The organism is Streptomyces sp. NPDC127129, from assembly GCF_042671585.1.
Taxonomy (GTDB): Bacteria; Actinomycetota; Actinomycetes; order Streptomycetales; family Streptomycetaceae; genus Streptomyces.
This window is the reverse complement of the sequence record NZ_JBHXTV010000001.1, coordinates 293,054-314,975: the sequence shown is the minus strand read 5'-3', so window position 1 is coordinate 314,975 and position 21,922 is coordinate 293,054. Positions and strand designations below refer to the sequence as shown.

14 protein-coding genes and 1 pseudogene are annotated in these 21,922 nt (G+C 74.0%); 5 read left to right on the top strand and 10 right to left on the bottom strand.

Annotation, left to right across the window (positions count from 1 at the left end; translation table 11 throughout):
• Positions 1-43 precede the first annotated feature (43 nt).
• The 3 genes from ACFVGW_RS01300 to ACFVGW_RS01290 are packed head-to-tail and all read right to left on the bottom strand — an operon-like array spanning position 44 to position 5,880.
• A complete protein-coding gene (locus ACFVGW_RS01300; RefSeq protein WP_385850250.1) occupies positions 44-478 on the bottom strand; it encodes a VOC family protein in 435 nt (144 codons plus the stop codon).
• A gap of 40 nt (positions 479-518) precedes the next feature.
• Positions 519-1,913 carry a M1 family metallopeptidase gene (locus ACFVGW_RS01295; RefSeq protein WP_385850249.1) on the bottom strand — a complete coding sequence of 465 codons (1,395 nt, stop codon included), beginning with the start codon at positions 1,911-1,913 and terminating at the stop codon, positions 519-521.
• Between the two features lie 43 nt (positions 1,914-1,956).
• Positions 1,957-5,880 (bottom strand): Pls/PosA family non-ribosomal peptide synthetase, encoded by a 3,924-nt coding sequence (locus tag ACFVGW_RS01290; protein WP_385850248.1) that lies wholly within the window; start codon positions 5,878-5,880, stop codon positions 1,957-1,959.
• A 222-nt stretch (positions 5,881-6,102) separates the two neighbouring features.
• Between ACFVGW_RS01290 and ACFVGW_RS01285 the strand changes: the two genes are divergently transcribed.
• Together ACFVGW_RS01285 and ACFVGW_RS01280 are read left to right on the top strand one after the other, a co-directional pair.
• On the top strand, positions 6,103-6,828 hold the full coding sequence (locus tag ACFVGW_RS01285) for a helix-turn-helix transcriptional regulator (RefSeq protein ID WP_385850247.1): 726 nt from the start codon (positions 6,103-6,105) through the stop codon (positions 6,826-6,828).
• 32 nt (positions 6,829-6,860) lie between these two features.
• Positions 6,861-7,382 carry a DUF3291 domain-containing protein gene (locus ACFVGW_RS01280; RefSeq protein ID WP_385850246.1) on the top strand — a complete coding sequence of 174 codons (522 nt, stop codon included), beginning with the start codon at positions 6,861-6,863 and terminating at the stop codon, positions 7,380-7,382.
• A gap of 18 nt (positions 7,383-7,400) precedes the next feature.
• On the opposite strand, the gene ACFVGW_RS01275 is transcribed toward ACFVGW_RS01280, so the two are convergent.
• Positions 7,401-8,216, bottom strand: coding sequence for a DUF899 domain-containing protein (locus ACFVGW_RS01275; protein ID WP_385850545.1), 816 nt, complete (start codon positions 8,214-8,216; stop codon positions 7,401-7,403).
• A 244-nt stretch (positions 8,217-8,460) separates the two neighbouring features.
• On the opposite strand from ACFVGW_RS01275, the gene ACFVGW_RS01270 reads away from it, so the two are divergent.
• On the top strand, positions 8,461-9,258 hold the full coding sequence (locus ACFVGW_RS01270; protein WP_385850245.1) for a VOC family protein: 798 nt from the start codon (positions 8,461-8,463) through the stop codon (positions 9,256-9,258).
• A 93-nt stretch (positions 9,259-9,351) separates the two neighbouring features.
• On the opposite strand, the gene ACFVGW_RS01265 is transcribed toward ACFVGW_RS01270, so the two are convergent.
• Together ACFVGW_RS01265 and ACFVGW_RS01260 are read right to left on the bottom strand one after the other, a co-directional pair.
• Positions 9,352-11,943 (bottom strand): SpoIIE family protein phosphatase, encoded by a 2,592-nt coding sequence (locus ACFVGW_RS01265; RefSeq protein WP_385850244.1) that lies wholly within the window; start codon positions 11,941-11,943, stop codon positions 9,352-9,354.
• Positions 11,940-14,066 carry a SpoIIE family protein phosphatase gene (locus ACFVGW_RS01260; protein WP_385850243.1) on the bottom strand — a complete coding sequence of 709 codons (2,127 nt, stop codon included), beginning with the start codon at positions 14,064-14,066 and terminating at the stop codon, positions 11,940-11,942. Before ACFVGW_RS01260 ends, ACFVGW_RS01265 begins: the two co-directional genes overlap by 4 nt.
• A 326-nt stretch (positions 14,067-14,392) precedes the next feature.
• Here ACFVGW_RS01260 and ACFVGW_RS01255 point away from each other — a divergent pair, with 326 nt between their 5' ends.
• On the top strand, positions 14,393-15,160 hold the full coding sequence (locus tag ACFVGW_RS01255) for an SDR family NAD(P)-dependent oxidoreductase (RefSeq protein ID WP_383291465.1): 768 nt from the start codon (positions 14,393-14,395) through the stop codon (positions 15,158-15,160).
• Positions 15,161-15,298: 138 nt separating this feature from the next.
• Positions 15,299-15,691, top strand: a complete 393-nt coding sequence (locus ACFVGW_RS01250; protein ID WP_352192072.1) for a nuclear transport factor 2 family protein — start codon at positions 15,299-15,301, stop codon at positions 15,689-15,691.
• Between the two features lie 6 nt (positions 15,692-15,697).
• Here the strand turns inward: ACFVGW_RS01250 and ACFVGW_RS01245 are convergent, their stop codons facing one another.
• The 4 genes and pseudogenes from ACFVGW_RS01245 to ACFVGW_RS01230 all read right to left on the bottom strand — a co-directional run.
• On the bottom strand, positions 15,698-16,729 hold the full coding sequence (locus ACFVGW_RS01245; protein WP_385850242.1) for a LysR family transcriptional regulator: 1,032 nt from the start codon (positions 16,727-16,729) through the stop codon (positions 15,698-15,700).
• A 103-nt stretch (positions 16,730-16,832) separates the two neighbouring features.
• Positions 16,833-17,528, bottom strand: coding sequence for a type 1 glutamine amidotransferase domain-containing protein (locus ACFVGW_RS01240; protein ID WP_385850241.1), 696 nt, complete (start codon positions 17,526-17,528; stop codon positions 16,833-16,835).
• Between the two features lie 157 nt (positions 17,529-17,685).
• A complete protein-coding gene (locus ACFVGW_RS01235) occupies positions 17,686-18,609 on the bottom strand; it encodes a DNA/RNA non-specific endonuclease (protein ID WP_385850240.1) in 924 nt (307 codons plus the stop codon).
• Positions 18,610-18,631: 22 nt separating this feature from the next.
• Positions 18,632-21,775 (bottom strand): annotated as a pseudogene (locus tag ACFVGW_RS01230) (LuxR C-terminal-related transcriptional regulator); the annotation flags it as partial.
• Positions 21,776-21,922: the final 147 nt, after the last annotated feature.

Here is a 21,922-nt window from a genome sequence, read left to right as displayed (position 1 = left end):
GACCGGGGACGTCCGGCCCGGTCCCGGCCCCGGCCGCGCGCTCCTACGGGGAGCCGAAGTCCGGGATGGTCAGGGACCCGTCGTCGGCCAGGGGGAAGCCGGGGTTGTGGGCGATCTCCCAGAGGTGTCCGTCGGGGTCGGCGAAGCAGCCCGCGTAGCCGCCGTACGACGTCGTCGCGGCCGGCTTGGTGAGGGTGCCGCCGGCCTGGCGTGCCGCGGCGAGGAGCGCGTCCACGTCCTGCGGCGCGTTCACGTTGTGCGCCAGGGCGATGCCGCCGAAACCCGTACCCGCGGCGTCGTCGAGGCCGCAGTCGCGTGCCAGCTCGTCGCGTCCCCACAGGACGAGGCCGAGGCCGCCCGCCTGGAAGAAGACGGTCTCCTCGACCTCTTGTCCGCGCCAGCCCAGGCTCTCGTAGAACGCCTTGGAACGCCCGAGGTCGGCGACGCCCAGGGTGATCAGACTGACGCGTTGGTCCATGCCCGGAAGCTAGCACGCGCCCCGGCGGATTCCCGCGACCTCACAGGGGCGAACCAGGCCTGGGGTTCGTCGGCGGGTACGTGGGGCGCTCCGGTATCGACGGGGGCCTCCGGGGCGACGGCAGCGGCGGGAGGGCCGGTTCGTGCAGCCAGGCCTTGAGCAGATCGTCCACCGGCCCGTCCGCGTAGCGGGCCACATGAGTGGTGAAGCCCGCGGTCGTCACCAGGCCGCCCCGGTGCACGGTCGCCCAGTCGCGCAGCATCCGGAAGAAGGCGCCGTCGCCCAGGGCGCAGCGGATGGCGTGCACGGTGAGACCCCCGCGCTCGTACAGGCGGTCGTCGAACATCAGCTTGCGTCCGGGGTCGGACAGCTTCATGTCCTGCGGCAGCCCGGACAGCATCCGGTGGGCGACGGCCGCCAGTTCGTGGGCCGAACGCCCGCCGGAGCGCTCCGACCAGAGCCACTCCGCGTACTTCGCCAGCCCCTCGTTCAACCAGATGTGCCGCCAGTCGGCGATGGTGACGCTGTTGCCGAACCACTGGTGCGCCAGCTCGTGGGCGACGAGGCGCTCGGAGCCGCGCGCGCCGTCGACATGGTTGGCGCCGAAGAGGGAGAGGCCCTGGGCCTCCACCGGGACGTCCAGCTCCTCGTCGGCGACGACCACCGCGTACTCGCCGAACGGATAGGGCCCGAAGAGCTCCTCGAACAGCTGCATCATGGCGGGCTGACGGGCGAAGTCCCGGGAGAAGCGCGGCAGGAGATGCGCCGGCACGTGGGCGCTCTGCGGCACACCACCGAGCCCGGGGTCGCCGAGCAGCACCGTCTGGTACATGCCGATCGAGAGGCCGACCAGATAGCTGGAGGTGGGCGCGGGCTGCTCGTACACCCAGGTGGTCGTGCTGGCCCTGGTCGTACGGGTGAGCAGCCGGCCGCCCGCCACCACGGTGTACGCGGAGGGCGTGTTGACCGAGATCTGGTACGAGGCCTTGTCGGCGGGCCGGTCGTTGCAGGGGTACCAGGAGGGCGCGCCGACGGGCTGGCTGGCGACCAGCGCGCCGTCCGTCAGCTCCTCCCAGCCGAGCCCGCCCCAGGGGCTGCGCACCGGCTTGGGGTTGCCCGCGTAGTGCACCTCCACCGTGAAGGCGGCGCCGGCGGGCAGCGGCTTGGCCGGCCGGACCCGGAGCCTGCCGCCCCGGTGCGTGTAGTGCGGCGCCCGGCCGTTCACGAGGATCCGGCCGACCTTGAACTCGGCCAGGTTCAGATCGAACTCGGTGAGCGCGGCCCGCCCCACTATGGCGCTCAGCCGGGCCGTCCCGGCCAGCCGGTTGGGGCCGGGACGGTACTCCAGAGCGAGTTCGTACCGATGCACGCGGTAGCGGGGGTCGCCGTGGGCCGGAAAGTACGGGTCCGATGCCGTTGTCCGCTCGCCGCTCACTGCCGCTCCCTGCCCTGTGCTGTGCCGTGCTCGTACTGCCCGTTCAGGCCCGCCAAGCCTCGATCGGATTGCCCAGCCAGCGGGTGTCGGCGGGGACGGATTCCCCGGCCATCACGAGAGAGGCCGGCCCCAGCGTGCTGCGGGCCCCGACCGAGCTGCCCGGCAGGACGATTCCACCCGGGCCCAGGGTGGCGCCCTCGCGGAGGACCACAGTATCCGTCCTCAAGATCCGGTCGTGGAAGAGGTGTGTCTGCAACACACAGCCGCGATTCACGCTGACCGCGTCGCCCAGCACGACCAGGTCCGTCTCGGGCAGCCAGTAGCTCTCGCACCACACACCCCGGCCGATCCGCGCCCCGAGCCCGCGCAGCCAGAGGGCCATCAGCGGCGTACCCGGCACCGACCCGATCAGCCACGGCACGGCCAGCACCTCGACGAAGGTGTCGGCCAGTTCGTTGCGCCACACGAAGCCGCACCAGAGCGGGTGCTCGCCCGTCCGGTGCCGGCCCACGAGCAGCCACTTGGCCGCCGCCGAGACCAGACACGCGGTCGCACCGGCGGCGAGGAGGACCGCCCCGGACAGCAGCGCCGTGCCCCAGACTCCCAGGGCGGTGGTGGCCAGGGCGCTGAGCGCCGCCACGGTCAGTACCGCCAGGGCGGCCGAGCAGAACACCGGAACGAGCCGGCACAGCTCCACAAGGCCGCGCGCCCACAGCAGGCGCGCCGGCGGGTCGTACGTCCTGCTCCGGTCGGAGTCGGCGGCGGCCCGCGGCAGCCTGACCGGGGGCAGACCCAGGTACGAGCTGCCCTTCTTGGCCTTCTTCGGCGTCGCCGACAACACCCCGACCAGGCCGTCGTCGGGCACCGTGCGGCCCGGCGCGGTCATGCCGGAGTTGCCGAGGAACGCCCGGCGCCCGATCTCGGAGTGACCGATCCGCACCCAGCCGCCACCGAGCTCGTACGGCGCGGTCAGGGTGTCGTCGGCGAGGAACGCGCCCTCGCCGACGGTGGTGAGGCTCGGCAGCGCGAGCACCGTCGACACCTCGGCACCCCGGCCGATCTTCATCCCGAGCAGCCGCAGCCAGACCGGGGTGATCAGCCCGGCGTAGAGAGGGAAGAGCGTCTCCCGCGCCAGGTCCATGAGCTGGGTGACGGTCCACGCCTGCCAGGCGACCCGGCTGTGCGTCGGATGGCTTCCGGTCCGCAGGCCCAGACTGAGCAGCCGGACCGAGACCAGCACCAGCGACGCGTACGCGAACCCGTAGGCGAGCGCCCCGGGCACCACCGCGAGCAGCGCCCCCGGCAGCGCCTCGGCGAGCCCGGCGCCGGCCGGGACGAAGCGGCTCGCGACGAGCAGCGCCGGCAGGGCGGCGAGCACGGGCAGAGCCGTGAGGAGGAAGCCGGTCACGCCGTACGTCGCACGCCAGCGCAGCGCGCGCACCGGCCGCTCCTTGGGCCAGTTCCGCTTCGCCTTGCCGAGCTTGCCCGCGGGCGCTCCGGCCCAGCGCTGCCCGGTCGGGATCTGCCCGGCCACGGCCGACCCGGGGGCCACCTCGGCCCGCTTGCCGACCCGCGCCCCGGGGAAGAGCATGCTGCGGGTGCCGACCACCGCGCCCGCGCCGACCTTGACCGGGCCGATCTCCAGCCGGTCGCCGTCGAGCCAGTAGCCGGACAGGTCCACCTCGGACTCCACGGCGCAGCCGCGGCCGAGCTTGAGCATGCCCGTGACGGGCGGCAGCGAGTGGAGGTCGACGTCGGGGCCGACCTTGGCGCCGAGCGCCCGTGCGTAACGCTCCAGCCAGGATCCGGTGAGCGAGGTCGCGCCGACGCACTCGGCGAGGCGCTCGGCCGTCCACAGCCGCAGATGGACGCTGCCGCCGCGCGGGTGGCGTCCCGCCTTCACCCCGCGCAGCAGCAGGCGCGCGCCGCCGGCGGCGATCGCGAGCCGGCCGGGAGGGCTGAAGAGCAGCGCCGCGCCGGCGGCGACGAGCCACCACGAGGCGGTCGGCGCCCAGGGGTAGGACCCGAACCACCGCAGGACGTTGCCCAGGGCGAGGAGCGCCACCGACCAGCGGAGCCCGACCACCGTGAAGAGCGGGAGCAACAGGACGGTCTGCACGACCCCGGACCGGAACGGAACCGGTTCGACGGTCCGGGCGGCGCCGTCGTCCTGGACGGACCTCTCCAGACGCCGGGCCAGCTTGCGCAGGGTCGGCTGCTGGTAGATGTCGACGACGGCCGCGCTCGGATAGCGGGTGCGCAGCCGGGTGGTGAGCTGGGCGGCGGCGAGACTGTTGCCGCCGATCGCGAAGAAGTCGTCGGCCGCGCCCGTGACGGCCACGCCGAGCGTCTCGCTCCACTGCTCGGCGAGCCAGGCCTCGGTGCCGTACAGCTGCTCCGCGGGACCGGTGGTCTCCAGGTCGGGCAGGGGCCAGGGCAGCGCGTCCCGGTCCACCTTGCCCGATGTACGGGTGGGCAGCTCGGGGACGGGTGCCAGCAGCGGTACGAGCGCGGCGGGGAGCTCGGCGCGCAGCCGCTCGACCGCCGCCGCGTGGTCCCAGCCGTCCTGGGTGACCAGGTAGCCGACGAGCAGCTGGTTGCCGCTGCGCGCGGTGCGGACGGCGGCGGCCGCGCCGGCGACGCCGGGCAGGGCCTGGAGCGCGGCGTCCACCTCGCCCAGCTCGATGCGGCGGCCGCCGAGCTTGATCTGCTCGTCGCCGCGGCCCAGGAAGACCAGTCCCTCCGGCTCGGCGCGGACGAGGTCGCCGCTGCGGTACGCGCGTTCCCAGCCCAGGGACTCCAGCGGGGCGTATTTCTCGGCGTCCTTCTCGGGGTCGAGGTAGCGGGCGAGTCCGACGCCGCCGATCACCAGCTGACCGCTGCCGCCCATCGGCACCGGCTCGCCGGACTCGTCGACCACGGCCAGCTCCCAGCCGTTCAGCGGCAGGCCGATCCGGATGGGCTCCTCCCCGGTCAGGAGGGAGGCGCAGGCGACGACGGTGGCCTCGGTGGGGCCGTACGTGTTCCAGACCTCGCGGCCCTCGGTGACGAGACGCTGGGTCAGCTCGGGCGGGCAGGCCTCGCCGCCGAAGATCAGCAGCCGGACCTCGTCGAGGGTCTCCGGCTCCCAGAGCGCGGCCAGGGTCGGCACGGTGGAGACCACGGTGATCTCCTGCTCCACCAGCCAGGGGCCGAGGTCGGCGCCGCTGCGGACCTGGGAGCGGGGGACGGGGACGAGGCAGGCACCGTAGCGCCAGGCCAGCCACATCTCCTCGCAGGAGGCGTCGAAGGCGACGGAGAGACCCGCCATCACCCGGTCGCCGGGGCCGATCGGCTCCTCGACGAGGAAGAGCGCGGCCTCCGCGTCCACGAACGCGGCGGCGCTGCGGTGGCTGACGGCGACGCCCTTGGGCCTGCCCGTGGACCCGGACGTGAAGATGATCCAGGCGTCGTGCTCGGGGCTGGGGCGGGTGGCGCCGGGGGTACGGGCCCCCACGGGGCCGGCCGTCCCGGGTGCGACGGTGTCGATGCGCTGCCCGGCGCCGACGACGGCGCGTACCCCGGCCTCTGCGAAGACCAGCTCGGCCCGCTCGTCCGGGTCCTCGGCGTCGACCGGTACGTAGGCGGCGCCCGCGGCGAGGACGGCGAGGACGGCCACGTACAGCTCGTTGGTCCCGGAGGGCACGCGGACGCCGACCCGGTCGCCGAGCCCCACACCGGCGTCCACCAGGGCGCGCCGCCGGCGCTCGACCTCGGCGGCGAGCGCGCGGTAGGTCAGGCGGCCACTGCCGTCGTCGAGGGCGAGCTCGTCGGGGTAGGCCCGTACGGAGGCCTCGAAGATGTCGACGAGGGTGCGCACCGGGGCCGCGGGCCCGGCGGAGAACCGGGCGAACTTGCCGGTCTCCTCCTCCCACGCGTCCTCGTCGTGGAGCAGAGTGGTCTCACCGTGCTCAGGTGTGGCTGCCATCGGACCTCGTGTCTCGTTCCCGGCAACGTCCGGGTAGCCGGTGGAGCCCGGGTCTGCCCAGGTTGTTCCCTTCCGACGCCAAACAGCCCGCCAGTCTAGTGCGTCGGCCAGGATTTACCCGTCGATGTCTTGCGCGTGGCCGGTACGGGACGGTATTGGGGTGCTCGGCGCGGGCCGGTCCGCCCTTCTATCTCCAACCCGTGTCGTTCCTAGAATGGCCAGGTGGAGGACATCAACGCGATCGCGATGCTGCAGGATCCGGTGCGGCGTCGACTGTACGAGTACGTGGCCGCGCAGGGGCGCGAGGTCGGCCGCAACGAGGCCGCCGAGGCGACCGGCGTGGCGCGCACGCTCGCCGCGCACCATCTGGACAAGCTGACCGAGGCCGGTCTCCTGGAGAGCGGCAGCCGCCGGCTGACGGGCCGCACGGGGCCGGGGGCCGGCCGGCCCGCCAAGGTGTACACGCGGGCGCCGGCCGAGCGATCGGTGTCGCTGCCCGCACGCGACTACCGCACCGCGGCCGAACTGCTCGCCGAGGCCGCGGAGCAGGCCGGACTCGACGCCGGGCTCTGCGCCGCCGCGCGCCGCCGCGGCGAGGCGCTGCGCGGCTCGGCGGCGCCCTGCGGGAGCCTGGACGAGGCCATGGAGGTGCTGGCCGCCCGCGGTTACGAACCGCATGTGGAGGGCGTCGAGGCGGGCGGCACCGAGGGCGAGGGTGCCAAGGGGGCGGGTGCCGAGGGTGAGCCCGGGGAGACCGGGCCCGTCGTCCGTATGCGCAACTGTCCCTTCCATGCCGTCGCGGAACGCTTCCCGCCGCTCGTCTGCGGTATGAATCTCGCGCTGCTGGAGGGGCTGCTCGGCACGGACGGTCCCGTGCGCGCCCGCATGGACGCGCGGCCGGGGGAGTGCTGCGTGGTCGTGGAGGGTTCTAAAGACAATGATGATTGACATAGAAAAGCGGGCCGTGCTGGGATGAGGTCATGACCGCATCCACGCCTCCTGCCGCCCACCTCGCCCAACTCAACGTCGCGACGCTCCGTCACCCCTTCGACGACCCGCGCATCGCGCCGTTCGTCGAGCTGCTGGATCCGGTCAACGCCGCCGCCGACGGCGCCCCGGGCTTCGTGTGGCGGCTCGTGGAGGACGGAGCGGCCGACGCCACCGGCCTGCGCCCCGCGGGTGAGGACGTCATCGTCAACCTGTCGGTGTGGCGGACGCAGGAAGCCCTGTGGGACTTCGCCTACCGCAGCGGCCACCTCGAGGTGATGCGGCGGCGGCGCGAATGGTTCGAACGGCACGTCGAGGCCCACCTGGTGCTCTGGTGGGTTCCCGCCGGGCACCTTCCGACCGTCGGCGAGGCGCTGGAGCGGCTGGCCGAGCTGCGGGCGAACGGGCCCTCCCCGCGCGCGTTCACCTTCGCGTCGGCGTACAGCGCGGCCGAGGCCGCCGGGGAGCTTCAGGCCGCCCCGCCGGTGTCGGCCGGTGACGCGGCGGGGGTCTGAGCGCGAGCCCCCGGGTCGTCAGTGGGGGTCGCCGCGCCGGCCGAGCGTCTCCACGGGTGTCGCGCCGGGGCGGGTCCACTGCGGTACGGGCCGGCCGGTCGGCCCCCAGGTGGCGACACCGTCGGCGTCCGTACGCCAGTACCAGCAGATCGGCGCACCGTGCCCACCGACCGGTGACCCGGCGTCGGGGGCCTCGGGCCAGCCCTCGGGGTTCTCCTCCCACCCCTCGCGGCGGCCGTAGGGCGTCATGTCGAGCAGGCCCAGCGACCCGTTGACGGGCTCGTTGCCCCGTCCGGTCGTGGAGTACGTGAGGAACGTACGGCCGCCGTCGCGCAGGAAGCAGGCGACGGAGCCCATGTCCCCGCCGACCGGTTCCGCCACGTCGCGTACCGAGTACCAGGGCTGGGTGTAGCCCATGAACCCGACGTAGGCCGCCACCTCGTCCCACGGGCCCGTCGTCAGCACGGCGAACGAGACGCCGCGCGCGTGGAGATAGACCGCGTCCTTCATGTGCCAGGCCGTGGTCGTGCAGCCCTCGCACTGGCCCTGGTGCGGAGCGCCGTCGTACCACATGTGCTTGTAGACCACGAGCTCGTCGCGCCCCTGGAAGAGGTCCAGGAACGGGACCGGGCCGTCCGGTCCGACGACCTCGACCGTCCCGTCGAACTCCACCATCGGCAGCCGGCGGCGGGCCGCGGCGATGGCGTCGCCCTCGCGGGTGTGGGCCTTCTCGCGGACCAGGAGTTCGTCACGGGCGGCCTGCCAGGTGGCCAGGTCGACCACGGGCGGGCGCCCGGGCAGCGCACCGGTGGAACGGTCCGACGTCAGCGGCATGGTGTCCTCCGCGGTGTGCTCGTGCCGGGGGCGGCGCCGTACGGCGTCCTTACGACCCATGAGACCCGCGGCCGGGCCGGAACTCAATCCGGCGGCCGGGGCCGGCCCGGCCGGTGCCGCGCCACCGTCCACCGCCACGGCCGGTGCGGTACGGCACCTGGATGACGGACGGGCACTCGACGGGCGATCGCCGGGGTCCGGTGGAAGGCTGAAGGGCGTATCGGAACTGCGAAAGGTCACAGCAATGATCACCACCGACTTCGTACCCGGCTCCCCCTGTTGGCTCGACCTCGGAGCCCCCGACGTCCCGGCCGCCGCCCGCTTCTACAGCGCCGTGCTCGGATGGGAGTACGAATCCATGGACGTCGGGGAGGACATGGAAGGCGGGATGTTCCGCAAGGACGGAAAGATCGTCGGCGGGCTCGGCAAACTCACCGAGGAGGGTGCGCGCTCGGCCTGGATGATCTACTACTCCGTCGCCGACGCGGACGCCACGCTCCAGGCGGTGGAGCGGGCGGGCGGAACGGTCCGGGTTCCTCCGATGGACCTCGACGAGTGGGGCCGGATGGCCCAGTTCAGCGACCCGCAGGGAGGACAGTTCGCGGTCTGGCAGCCGGGCACGAACAAGGGCGTCGAACTCGTCGACGAGACGGGCTCGCTCTCGTGGACCGAGCTGTACACCACCGACGACGCGGCCGCGAAGGAGTTCTACGGCGGGGTCTTCGGCTGGCAGTACGGCGACATGGCGATGCCCGGCGGCGGGGGTACGTACACCCTCATCACCCCGGCCGGACTCCCTGAGGAACGCATGCAGGGCGGCCTCATGAAGCTGACCGCGAAGGACCTGGTCCTCACGGGCGGAAAGCCGTACTGGCACCCGGTCTTCGGCGTCGCCGACTGTGATGCCGCGGTCGCCAAGGTCGTCGAGAACGGCGGCACCGTGCAGATGGGACCGGACGACGCGGAAGGCGTCGGCCGGCTCGCCGTCTGTGTCGACCCGTCGAACGCCGACTTCGTGGTCCTGGCCCCCGAGTCGAGTTGAGCGGTCCGTGACGCGGCGGTGTGGCCGGTGACGCGGTGGTGGCGACCGTGACGCGGTGGTGCGGCTCGTGACGCGGTGGTGCGAGCCGTCGCGTCACTCCGTGGCGACGGGCGGCGGGAAGTCCTGTTCCGCCCAGATGGTCTTGCCGGCGCGGCTGTAGCGGCTGCCCCATCGGGTGGCGAGCTGCGCGACCAGATAGAGACCGCGACCGCCCTCGTCGGTCAACCGCGCCCGGCGCATCCGAGGGTGGGTGGCGCTGGGGTCGGAGACCTCGCAGATCAGCCGGCCCGCGCGGACGATCCGTACCTCGATCGGCCCTCCGGCGTACCGGATGGCGTTGGTGACCAGTTCGCTCAGCACCAACTCGGTGGTGAAGACGAGCTCTTCGAGTCCCCACGCCCGCAACTGGGCGGTGGCTGCCTCCCGTACGGTGCCGACCGCCGCCGGGTCGGCCTCGATCGGCCAGGAGACCGCGTCCTCGGCGGGCACGGCCCGGGTGCGGGCGAGCAGCAGGGTGACGTCGTCTCCCAGTCCCTCGCCCTGGCCCTGGCCCTGGCCCCGGCTCTGGTTCTCGCCGGGTCCGTGGCCGTCGCTCGCGCCCTGGTGCCCGCCGCCGTCGCCGCGGCGGGCCGTGGCGATCTCCCGGCCGAGTTCGCGCAACGGCCGGGCGAGGGCCCCGGGACGGCCCAGCCGGGCGGCGAGGTCGGCCATGCCCGCGTCCAGGTCGCCGTCCTGCCCCTCGATCAGTCCGTCGCTGTACAGCGCGAGGACGCTTCCAGGGGCCAGCTCGACCTCCGTCGTCTCGAAGGGCAGCCCGCCGACACCCAGCGGGGGACCCGGATCGACGGGCAGGTACGACACACGGCCCTCAGGGTCCGCCACGGCGGGCGGCGGATGGCCGGCGGAGGCCACCGAGCACCGCAGGGAGACCGGGTCGTAGATCGCGAACACGCAGGTCGCGCCGGTGGGGGAGGAGGGGTGGCCGATGTGCCAGCCCTCGTCGCGGTCGTCGTCGGTGTCCCCGTCGCTGTCGCCGTCCCCGTCCGTGTCCCCGGGATCGCGTCCGTCAGGCTCGGACCCGCCGTCCGACTCCTCCGGCTCGGCGAACAGTTGGGTGACCAGGTCGTCGAGATGGGCGAGCAGCTCGTCGGGTTCGAGGTCGAGATCCGCGAGGGTGCGCACCGCCGTGCGCAGCCTGCCCATGGTGGCCGTGGCCGCGAGACCGTGACCCACGACGTCGCCCACGACGAGGGCGACCCGCGCGGAGGAGAGCGGGATCACGTCGAACCAGTCTCCGCCGACCCCGGTCGTGGTGTCGGCGGGGAGGTAGACGCCCGATGTGGACGCCGCGGTGGTCTCGCTCTGCGTGGGCGGCAGCATGCTGCGCTGGAGGCCGAGCGCCGCCCGCCGCTCGCGGGTGAAGCGCCGTGCGTTGTCGAGCGCGAGAGCCGCCCGGCCGGCGATCTCGCGCAGCAGGTCCCGGTCGGCGTCCTCGTACGCGCCGCGGTCCGGGTGTCTGCCCAGGGAGACCCGGCCGAGGACCATCCCCCGGGCGCGCAGCGGCGCCGTCATGAACGTCGGGTACCCGCCGACACCGCCGGCGCCCGCACCGGCGCCCGCGCTGTCGACGGTGTCCACGGCGTTGACGGTGTCCACGGCGTCGACGGCCACGAGGGCGGTGCCCGCCCGCGTGGCGCCGGCGCCGGCCGCCGGCTGCCCCGCAACCGCCGTACGGCGGAGCCGCAGCCGCCCTTCGCGGTCGGGCACCGGCTCCTCGCCCAGCATCACCGCGTCCGCGATCTCCACGACGGCGAGGTCACCGAGGCCCGGCACCAGAGCGTCGGCCAGTTCCCTGCCGGTGTCCCGTACCGAGAGCGAACCGCCGACGTTCGCCGTCGCGCGGTGCAGCAGTGCGAGGCGCTCTCCCGACCGGCGCAGCTCGGTGACGTCGGTGAAGAGGCCCGTGACGCCCAGGACCTGGCCGTCGGGTGCCTGCAGGCGGAAGGCCGAGATCGAGATGACCACCCCTCCGGCCGGGTCCTCGACGGTCCGCAGGATCTCCTCCGTCCCGACCGACGGCCGGCCCGTGCGCAGCACCTCGCGCAGCTTCTTCTCGATCGACGCCGCGTCCCCGGGCCAGAGGAACTCGCTCAGCCGCCGGCCCTGGAGGTTGCGCGGCACACCCGTGTACGGAAGGAGGTGGGTGTTCGTCCGCAGCAGTCGCAGCTCCGCGTCGAAGACGGCGAGCCCCACGCGGTCCTGGAGGAACAGCTCCCTGACGAACGCACGGTCCTGGTGCCAGCGGGCGGCCACCGGTGTGGGGACGGCGAGGACGAGACATCCCCCGCCCGTCCCGCCGGCGCTCTCGCCGCCCTCCCCCTCGTCATCGGCGGCGAGGGCGAAGGCCTGGTAGACGACGGGGACGTCCTCGCCCCCGCCCCCGCGCAGCACGGTCTCGCCGCCGGCCTCCCCTCGTGTGTACGCCGCCACGAGCGTCGGCCAGGCCGAGGGGTCCGCCAGGAGCTCGTGCGCCGGGCGGCCGACGGCATCGGCGGCGGACCGGCCGAGCAGCGCCCCGGCCTCCGGCGAACAGCCGCTGATCCGCCCCCGGCCGTCGAGCAGCGCCCCGGCCGTGCCCTCGGGGAAGGGCAGGAGGCTGTCACCCGGGAAGGACGTCTCGTTCACGGGGCCTCCTCCTCCCGGCTCTGTCCGCCCTCGTGCGGCGGCTCCGCCCGGGCGATCAGCAACGCCACGTCGTCGTGGTCGCCGGGGCCCCGCAGCGCGCCCAGGAGCAGGTCGCAGGTCTCCTCCAGGGGGAGGGACGACTGACCGAGAAGGTCGGTGAGGGCCGTCAGCCGTACATCGATGTCCTGGTCACGGGTCTCCACCAGGCCGTCGGTGTACAGCACCAGCTCGTCGCCCGCCGCGAAATCGATCTCCTCGGTCTCGAAGGGGACGCCGCCGACGCCCAGCGGCGCACCCGTCGAGAGGTCGAGCAACCGGGGTGGCAGGCCCATCGGGACGTGCACGGGCGGTGGATGGCCTGCGTTGGAGAGGCGGCAGGTTCCCCGCTCGGGGTCGTACACGGCGTACAGGCAGGTGGCCATCTCGTCCAGGTCGACCACCGTCCGGTCCAGCTGGGTCAGGACCACGGAGGGCGCCAGTCCCAGCCCGGCGAGCGTCCGGGCCGCCGTGCGCACCTGGCCCATCGTCGCCGCGGCCTTGATCCCGCTGCCCATCACGTCGCCCACGACCAGGGCCGTCTTGCCGTCCGGGAGCGGGATCGCGTCGAACCAGTCCCCGCCGACCTCGACCGCCTCGGAGGCCGGCTGGTAGCGGTAGGACACGTCGAGGCCGTTCAGCCGTGCCGGGCCGTGCGGCAGCAGATGGCGCTGGAGCGCCAGGGCGGCCTGGCTCTGGTGCCGGTACCAGCGGGCGTTGTCGATGGCCACGGCCGCGCGGGCCGCCAGCTCCCCGGCCAGCAGGACGTCGTCCTGGTCGAAGGGCACGGAGTTGCGCGCCCGCTTGAGGTCCAGCACCCCGAGAACGATGCCGCGGGCGCGCAGAGGGACGGCGAGGTACGAGTGGACGCCCGCCTTCCGTAGCAGCGCGGCCGCGGGCCCGGCACGGGCGATGCGGGTCAGGTCACTCTCCGTGACGTGCTCGACGAGGACCGGGCGGCCGGTGCGGGCGCACTGGGTGACCAGCCGCTCGATGCCGTAGCGGGCGGGCTGGCCGACCGGGTCGGCCGCCTCCTCCGCGGGGGTCGCGTACGCGGCCTTGACCGCCAGGGCGCGGAACACGGCGGGACCCGAGGCCCGCGTCCCGCCGGGGTGCGGACCGGTCAGGATGTCCTCCAGGACGTCGACGGCGGCGATGTCGGCGAACTCCGGGACCACCAGATCCGCCAGCTCGTGAGCGGTGAGGTCCAGGTCGAGGGTGGTGCCCACCCGCTCGGACGCGTCCGCGATCACCGCGAGGCGCCGCCTGGCGCGTGCGGCGGCCCGGGCGGCGTGGTGCTGGTCGGTGATGTCCACGACCGAGACGGCGACCCCGGCGACACGCTGCGCCGAGTTCTCCAGCCGGTACAGCGACACCGACCAGATCTGCTCCCGGCCGCCGGGCCGGTCGGGGCCCCGCACGCTCCTGGACAGGACGGGCATGCCCGTCTCCAGCACGTCACGGAGCGCCGCCTCCAGGGCGTCGCCGTCCGGTGACGACAGCGCCTCGCGGAACGTACGGCCCAGATGGCCGGCGGCGGTCCGGCCGTCGATCTGCTCGAGAGCGGGGTTGACCAGGACGAACCGGAGGTCGGAGTCGAGGACGGCCAGGCCGATGGGGGAGTGGGCGACGAGCCGGGAGGAGAGGGCGAGGTCCTGTTCGACGCGCCTCGCGGTGCCCGCGTCGGTGGCCAGCCCGAGGGCGTAGAGCTGTCCCTGGTCGTCCTGGAGCCTGGTGTTGCGGAACTCGACGGGGATCGTCCGGCCGTCCTTGTGACGTACCGAGAAGATGCCGGACCAGGGGGTGCCGGCCCATGGTCCCCGGACCGACATCACCCGCTCGAACAGGGAGAGCGCCTGGTCGCGGTGGCGCTCCTCGACCAGCAGCCGGGCCGCCGGGCTGCCCAGCGCCTCGGCGGCGGGATATCCGAAGATGGCTTCCGCCTGCGGGCTCCACAGGACGATCCGCCCGCTCGCGTCCACGACGACGGCGGCCACCCCGAGCACATCGAGAAGCCCGCCGGGTTCCACGGCGAACTCGGGGTTCACCGGGTCCTGGCCGGCAGGGGGAATCGCCGCCGCACTCATCCAGACCGCATCCTCCTCCACCCCCCTCCGGCCCGCGGCCGTCACGCCACCGCTGCACGTCCACGGCGCGGACGCGCGGGTCCCCTCCATCATCCGTCAGACGGCGCCCGTCGGCTTCACGGCCGCGACCGGCACCGCCGCCCAGGAGCCGCGCACCACCCCGTGGGGACCGTCCGCCGGACCGGGGCGGCACCTTTCGTACCGCGCTCTTCCGCCACGATCGGCGTCCCCGCCACGATCGGCCTCCCCGCCCCGATGATCTTCGTGAAAGGCTGAACGTGTCGTCGCAGCACCGCCGAACGTCGTCGTCAGAGAGGCGAACTCCCATGAACCTGCCCGCATCAGGCCGCCGCGTCCTCGTCAGCGGGGCGTCGCGGGGCCTGGGCCGCGCCGTGGCGCAGGCGTTCGCCGCCAACGGGGACCGGGTCGCCGTCCACTTCGGCTCCCGTGCCGAGGAGGCCCGCGAGACGCTCGACTCCCTCACCGGCACCGGACACGTCCTGATCGGCTGGGACCTGACGGACCCGGCGGGGGCCGCCGCCGTGGTGGACACGGCCGTGGAGGCGCTCGGCGGAATCGACGTCCTGGTGAACAACGCGGCGGTGAACACCCGGCACCCCCTGGCGGAGACCTCGTACGAGGAGTGGGTCGCGGTCTGGCAGCGGCACGTGTCCGTGAACCTGCTCGCCACGGCGCATCTCAGCCATCTCGCGGCACGGCGGATGATCGACCAGGGCAAGGGAGGACGGATCGTCAACATCGGGTCGCGGGGAGCCTTCCGAGGCGAACCGGACCACCCGGCCTACGGGGCGACCAAGGCCGCCGTCCACGCGCTGGGCCAGTCCCTCGCGGTCTCCCTCGCGCCGCACGGCATCGGCGTCGCCTCCGTCGCGCCCGGCTTCTTCGCCACGGAACGGGTCGCGCCCCGCCTGGAAGGCCCCGAAGGCGCCGCGATCCGCGCCCAGAGCCCCTTCGGCCGCGTGGCCGCGCCCGAGGAGATCGCCTCGGCGGTGCTGTGGCTCGCCTCACCCGAGGCGGAGTGGTCTTCGGGCACGATCCTGGACCTCAACGGCGCCTCGCATCTGCGCAGTTGAGGCGGGGACGAGTCCTGCGGCGAGTCGTGCGGCGAGTCCTGCGGCGGGTCATGCGGATCCGGGTGGCCTGGACAACGGGCCGTCCCGTCCCTAGCCTCTCCCCACCTATTCAATTAGTTGAGTACTGCGAGGCTCTCCATGCACGCGTTCCGCAAGGCGGTCGAGAACCGGGACGAGGACGCCATCGTGGCGCTGCTCGCCGAGGACGTCGTCTTCACCAGTCCCGTGGCCTTCAAGCCGTACCCCGGCAAGGCGATCACCGCCGCGATCCTCCGGGGGGTGATGCGTGTCTTCGAGGACTTCGAGTACGTCCGTGAGATCGCCAACCCCGACGGGCGCGACCACGCCCTCGTCTTCACCGCGACCGTGAACGGCCGCCGGATCCAGGGATGCGACTTCCTCCACTTCGACGAGGACGGACTGATCGACGACTTCACCGTCATGGTCAGGCCGCTGTCGGCGGCACAGGCCCTGGCCGAGGCGATGGGCGCGCAGTTCGACCGCATCGCACGGGAGGCGGCGGGGGAGTGAAGGGCCTCACCAGGCCGGGCCCAGGGCGAGCAGACGGTCCCGGACCAGGGTGACGTGGGGGTTGGCCGGGGTGCCGGGGCGCTGGACGAGGTAACCCGTGTTGATCGGCGGATCGTCGGTCTCGTGGAGGGCCACGAGGGCCCCGGAGGCCAGTTCGTCCCGGCAGAGGTAGTGCGGGAGGACCGTGAAGCCGGCCCCCGCGACGACCGCGGCGAGGACGCCGCGCAGATCCGGCACGGTCACGTCGGCCCGCCGGCCGAGGCGCTGCTCGAAGACGTGACGCCAGTAGCGCCGGACGATCGGGAGGTCCTCGGCGTACGTGACGAGGGGGACCGCCTGCAGGGCGCCCGGCCCCTCGGCGGCGACCCCACCGCCGAGCCGGTCGGCCCAGACCGGGGCGGCGACCAGCACGAACTCCTCGTCGGAGAGCGGTACGGCGGCCAGGGTCCGGCCGCGGGGGCGGGCGGTGGCGATGACCAGGTCATGACGGCCGGCTCGGAGTTCGTCGAGCAGAGGGTCCGTCAGGCCGGTCGTGAGGCGAAGTTGTACGCCGTCCCGGACGAGCGGGGCGAGTGCGGGCAGGACCCGTACGCAGAGAAGCTCCGCCGGGCCCGCCAGGTGCACGGGGGCGGGCACCGACCCCGCCGCCGGGTCGTGTCCGGTCGCCGCCGCCAGGGCGTCGAGCGGGCCGGCGACTCTCGCCGCCAGATCCTGGGCGTACGGCGTGGGGGCGACACCGCGCGGCAGGCGGGCGAACAGCTCCCGGCCGGACTGCCGCTCCAACGCCTTGACCTGGGTGGTCACCGTGGGCTGGGAGATGCCGAGCAGCTGCGCGGCGGAGGTGAAGGAACCGGAGCGGTACACGGCGAGGAAGGTGCGGACCAGATTCAGGTCCAGCGCCGTCGCGCCCTGCGCCCCGGCGCGCGTCGGGGTCTTCCGGCCCGGCGCAGTCTCCCGGCCCGGCGGAGTCTCCCGGCCCGGCGGAGTCTCCCGGCCTGGCGGGGCCTTTCGGCTGCCATCGGAATCCCTATGCCTCATGGGTGTGAAGCATAGCTTCTGCTATGCATGGGATGTGCCCCCGACCTCCCCGGACCGACGCGCCCCCGCCGCCGCAGAGGGCGCGGAGGAGCAGCGCGGCGCCTCAGGCCAGCTTCTTCAGCAGCTCGTCGGCGAGCGGGGCGGCGGAGGCCGGGTTCTGGCCGGTGACCAGGTTGCGGTCGACGACGACGAACGGTGCCCACGCCTCGCCGGACCGGAACGTGACGCCCGCCTCGACCAGCCGGCTCTCCAGGAGCCACGTGGCCTTGTCGGCGAGACCGGCCTGCGTCTCCTCGGCGTCGGTGAACGCGGTGACCTCGTACCCCGCGAAGGCGTTCGTGCCATCGGCCCTCGTGGCCGCGAGCATCGCCGCCGGGCCGTGGCACACGACGGCGAGCGGCTTGCCCGAATCGAGCGCGTCGACCAGGATCCGGCCGGAGGTCCGGTCGGCGGAGAGGTCCTCCATCGGTCCGTGGCCTCCGGGGTAGAAGACGGCCGCGTAGGCGTCCAGGTCCACGTCCTCCAGGCTGATCGGGCGCTGGAGCTCGTCGATGGAGGCGAGCGCGGCGGCCACCCGGTCGGCACCCTCCTGGCCGCCGTTGAACTCGGGCGCGAGACTGCCCTTGTCCACGGTCGGGACGACGCCGCCGGGCGTGGCGACGACGACGTCGTGGCCGGCGGCCCTGAAGGCCTCGTACGGCGCGACGGCCTCCTCCGCCCAGAAGCCGCTGGGGTGCTCGGTGCCGTCGGCGAGCGTCCAGTGGTCGGCGCCGGTCAGTACGAAAAGGATCGTGGACATCAGGGTCACTCCGAGGGTCGGTTCGCCGGTGCGGTGATGTCCTCGACGCTATGCCCGCCGGCGAGAGGTTTCCAATGCGGAACCCGATGGCCGACATCGGAACTCCGATGGGTCGCAAGGAATACCCCGGCGAAGCGAATGGCGCTGCGGCGGACGTTCAGCCCTGCAGAGCGATGTCGTCGAACGACTCCAGGCGCCGCCAGCGATCCTCCGGTGAACGGAACGCCGGCATCAGATCGACGTCCGGCAGCGGACCGAACTCCAGCTCCGTCAGCTCCGCGACGTCCGAGACCGGCACCTGATAGGCACGGAACGGGCCGAGCGGCGGCGGCGCGCCGTGCTTCGCCCCGGCGAGCGCCCGCTCGGCGTCACGGCTCAGGTCGGGACTCTGGTCCAGTACGAAGGCGCACGAGGCCAGCGCCCCCTCCTGCATGAACGCGGCCACCTTCCAGAGGCGCAGCGGCACCTGGATGCCCCGGTAGGGCGGATCCGAGTCGTGCAGCACCGGGCCGGTGAGCACCGTCAGCCGCCGGTCGAACTCCGCCGCGTGCTCCAGGAAGTAGTTCCCGAGCCCCTGCCAGAGCTGTCTGCTCTGGTTGAACCCGTCCGACTGCGGTACCGCGTTCGGGTAGAGGAACGTGTCGGTGCCGGCCCGAGCGGCCACGGCCGCCGGACCCCACACCGGATCGTGCCGGCGCACCAGATGGCCCCGGTCCAGGCTGTTGTTCCGGTAGACGTCGTTGCCGGCCTGCTGCTCGTCGGGCAGGCGCGGGTCGAACTCCCAGACGTCGTCCCCGTGCACCCCGTTCGGTCCCGGCGCGCTCGGCGCGTCCTCGGACGGCCGGCCGCCCTGGATGCAGACCGCGGTCGCGGCGGCGAGCCGTCGGTCCGGCCGGAAGACGACCGTGAAGTGGGTGTACGGCAGGATCACCGTCTCCACCGAGGCGCGGACGGGCAGCGGCAGCGGCACGGTCGGGCCCAGGAAGTCCTCGTCGTAACCGGAGCGGTCCGCGAACGACTCGTGGCGCTGTCCGCCCGCACGGGGATGCGGCGGGGAAGGCGGGGGATCGGTCGGTTCCATACGACGTAACTACCGCGCATCACGGGTTCGCGTGCGGCGCCGGGCCCGCGGGCCACTCGATCAGCCGCCTCCCGCGGACTCCGGGAGCGGGGCGGTGCGGCTCGCGTGGGTGCGGCGGGGCGGGTCAGCCGTGGAGCGCGGTCGCCAGCTGCGCCCGCGAGCGCACGTCCAGCTTCTGGTAGATCCGGGTGAGGCGCGCCTCGACCGTCTTCACGCTCAGATACAGCTTGGCCGCCGCCTCCTGGTTGCTGGCGCCCTGCCCCACCAGGTGGGCCAGGCGCAGCTCGGCGTCCGTGAGCGAGGAGAGCGCGGGCAGGGAGTCCTCCCCGGCCGGCGTCTCGCTCGCCAGTGCCAGCCAGGGCGCCGCACCCGCCCGCTCGAACACCGTCGCGGCGGACTGCAGCGCACTCTGCGCCGCCGAGCGCCGGCGGCGCCGTCGCTCGACCCGAGCCAGAGCGATCAGCGCCCGGCCGTGCTCCAGCGGCAGCCCCGCCTCGGCGAACCGCTCGGCCGTGCGGGTGAGCAGCTCCGCCGCCTCCTCCGTCCGTCCGGCCCCGGCGAGGTACAGGGCGTACGCCCGGTCGCAGCCGAGCAGGACGGTCGTACGCCGTAGCTCCTCGGCCACCGGACGCACCTTGTCCAGCAGCTCCACCGCCTCCTGCGCCGCGTCGTTGGCGAGCAGGGCCTCCGCCAGCTCCTCGTGCCAGCGGAGCATGGACGGGTCGACGGTCGACTGCGCCCGCTCGTTCGCCTGCACCCTGCGCAGGGTCTCCAGGGCCGAGGCGACGTCCCCGTTGACCAGCTGGACGCGCCCCAGCGCGTACAGGCTGCGGGAGAGGAAGACCCGGTCGCCCTCCTCCTCCGACGCCTGGACGCTGCGCCGCGCATAGCTGGCCGCGCGGGCGAAGCTGCCGCCGGCCGTCTCCGCGAGCGCGAGGGTGTACCAGGCAGGTCCGGGGGAGAGGCCTGCTTCCAGCGTCAGCGCGAGCGACTGTCCGGCGTGGACGAGCGCCGCCGGGCAGGCCCCGATGCGGGACTCGATCGCGGCGAGCGTGGAGAACAGCTCGATCGTGTCCTCCACCGAACCGCGCCGCTGCACCAGCGGAAGCAGGGCGTTCACCTGGTCGCGGGCGTCGGTCAGCCGGTCGTCGAAGAGCGCGTGGCGGAGCGTCAGGATCTGTGCGGCGTTACGGATTCCGAGCGGACGCTCGGCCATCTCCAGGCCACGCGCCTGCGCCAGGACCGACTCCGCGTCCGAGGCTCCGAGAGCCCGGTCCATCCGCGCCTGCACGGTCAGCGCCTGCGCGGCCGTCCGGGGGTCGCCCACCGAGGCCGCGAGCGCGGCCGATTCGACGGCAGCGGCCCGCGAGCGCAGCGGATCCCCGTCGGCCAGCACGTACTTGACGGCCAGTCGGAGAAGGACACCCGCCCGCAGCGCGGTGTCGCCCTCGGAGTCCTCCATTGCGTGCACGTACATCTCGTCGAGGCCGGTCAGCCCCTGCCCCGCGGTGTCGAGGACGGCGAGCCGGGCGCGTACCCGGTCCGAGGGCGCCGCGTCGCGGGCCAGCAGATCCGTGGCGGCGCGCATCGCGAGATCGGCGCGGGCGGCGCGCGCGGCCTCCTCGGCGGCGTCCACGAGCCGCGTGATCCGTTGCGTGGCGTGCCGGACGGGCGTCGACTCGGCCGCGAGCAGGGCCAGTTCGGCCGCGAGCGCGCTGTTGCCGCGGCGCCGCGCGAGATCCGCGGCGGCGGCGACCTCGGCGGCGAGGGACTCGTCGGGGATGTCGGTCGCCAGCGCCCGGTGCCGCACCGCCTCGACCGAATCGTCCACCACCCCGGCGAGCGCGGCGTGCCCGGCGCTGCGCTCGGCCCAGCAGGCGTCGTGCACCAGCGTCGAGGGGAGGAGCCCGGCGGTGAAGGCGACCGTGCCGTCCTCGGCGAGCGAGACCAGGTCGGCGCGCTCGGCCGCCGCGAGGTCCGCCTCCGCGTTGGGCCGCCCGGCCCGCCGTATCAGCGCCGCCGTGGGGCGCAGCGCGAGAGCCGCGAGCAGCAGCGTCTGCCGTACGTCGGGCGGCGCCGCGCCGAGGAGCTGCCGCGCCAGGTCGCGGGCGCGGCCGGACAGGGTCAGCGCCTCGGCGTGGTGGACGGGGGTGTTGCGCGCGTCGGCCAGCGAGCGGCCCACGGCGAGCGCGAGGCGGGGGTTGCCGCCGCTCGCCTTGTGGATCCGCCCGGCCATCCGCGACGGCAGACGGTGGTGGATGAGGAGCTCGGCGATCTCGTCCGCGTGCAGGGGCGGCACGAGGAGGATGTCGGCCTCCGACGGCACCCAGAGCCGGGCGTCGTGGCCGTCCTCGGCGCCGTACGCCTCGGGCGTCTCGACGGCGATGACCCGCAGCGCGGGCGGGGCCAGGTGGAGGGCGAAGCGCAGCAGGTCGGCGCTGTCGGCGTCGATGTGCTGCACGCCGTCCACGACGAGCAGCGCGGGGCCCCGGGCGGTGAGGGCCCGCAGGATCTGGGCGATGCCGAGACGCAGCGCGATCGGGTCCCAGCCGCCGTCGTAGAGGGGAGCCTCGCGGCACAGCATCGCGACGGCGGTCCGCTGGGGCCCGGGGAGCCCGTCGAAGACCCCGGACGCGGTGACGGAGCCGACGGCGGTACGGAATCCGTCGGGGCCCTCGGGGTGGCCCGGGTGGCCGCTGCTGCTTGTACGGCCGGTGGCCCCGTGCGGCCCGGAATGCCCTTGATGACCGGTGCTTCCGGAATGGCCGCCATGGCCGGGGTGGGCGGCGGGAACGGTGTCGCCCGTCAGGGAGTCGACGGGAGTGGAGGGGCGGGCGGCGTCACCGTCGGACGGCGTGTCGGCTCGGGGTGCCTCCGGCCCGACGGGGCCCGCCGGGTCGGCGGATCTCGGCCAGGTCACCGTCGCCGCGGCCGAGGCGACGAGGGCGGCGGCGGCCGCGCCGGGTATGTCGCGGTCGGCGGGCAGGGTCGCGAGCCAGAGGACGGTCTCGCCGCGGGCCTCCGCGCGCGCCGCCTCCGCCAGGGCGACCTCGGTCTTGCCGACGCCCGCGGTCCCGGTGAGCAGTGCGCGGCCGCGGGAGTGCAGGACGCGTTCGAGACGGGAGAGCAGTTCCTCCCGGCCCACCGGCGCCGGGGAGCCCCCCACGCCCGCAGGGCGCAGAGGAACGTGTGCCGTCGTCGTCACGTGTCCACCCCCTCCGGCACTCGGGCCCTGCCCGTGAGCCCCGTGGGGCAGAAGAATACGGAGCGTACCGGCGCCGTCCAGGCCTGTTGTCCGGCATACGGACAGTCG

Coding starts and splice junctions, on each gene's coding strand:
- ACFVGW_RS01300 (WP_385850250.1), bottom strand. CDS start 478: ATGGACCAACGCGTCAGTCTGATCACCCTGGGCGTCGCCGACCTCGGG.
- ACFVGW_RS01290 (WP_385850248.1), bottom strand. CDS start 5,880: ATGGCAGCCACACCTGAGCACGGTGAGACCACTCTGCTCCACGACGAG.
- ACFVGW_RS01280 (WP_385850246.1), top strand. CDS start 6,861: ATGACCGCATCCACGCCTCCTGCCGCCCACCTCGCCCAACTCAACGTC.
- ACFVGW_RS01275 (WP_385850545.1), bottom strand. CDS start 8,216: ATGCCGCTGACGTCGGACCGTTCCACCGGTGCGCTGCCCGGGCGCCCG.
- ACFVGW_RS01270 (WP_385850245.1), top strand. CDS start 8,461: ATGATCACCACCGACTTCGTACCCGGCTCCCCCTGTTGGCTCGACCTC.
- ACFVGW_RS01260 (WP_385850243.1), bottom strand. CDS start 14,066: ATGAGTGCGGCGGCGATTCCCCCTGCCGGCCAGGACCCGGTGAACCCC.
- ACFVGW_RS01255 (WP_383291465.1), top strand. CDS start 14,393: ATGAACCTGCCCGCATCAGGCCGCCGCGTCCTCGTCAGCGGGGCGTCG.
- ACFVGW_RS01250 (WP_352192072.1), top strand. CDS start 15,299: ATGCACGCGTTCCGCAAGGCGGTCGAGAACCGGGACGAGGACGCCATC.
- ACFVGW_RS01245 (WP_385850242.1), bottom strand. CDS start 16,729: ATGAGGCATAGGGATTCCGATGGCAGCCGAAAGGCCCCGCCAGGCCGG.
- ACFVGW_RS01240 (WP_385850241.1), bottom strand. CDS start 17,528: ATGTCCACGATCCTTTTCGTACTGACCGGCGCCGACCACTGGACGCTC.
- ACFVGW_RS01235 (WP_385850240.1), bottom strand. CDS start 18,609: ATGGAACCGACCGATCCCCCGCCTTCCCCGCCGCATCCCCGTGCGGGC.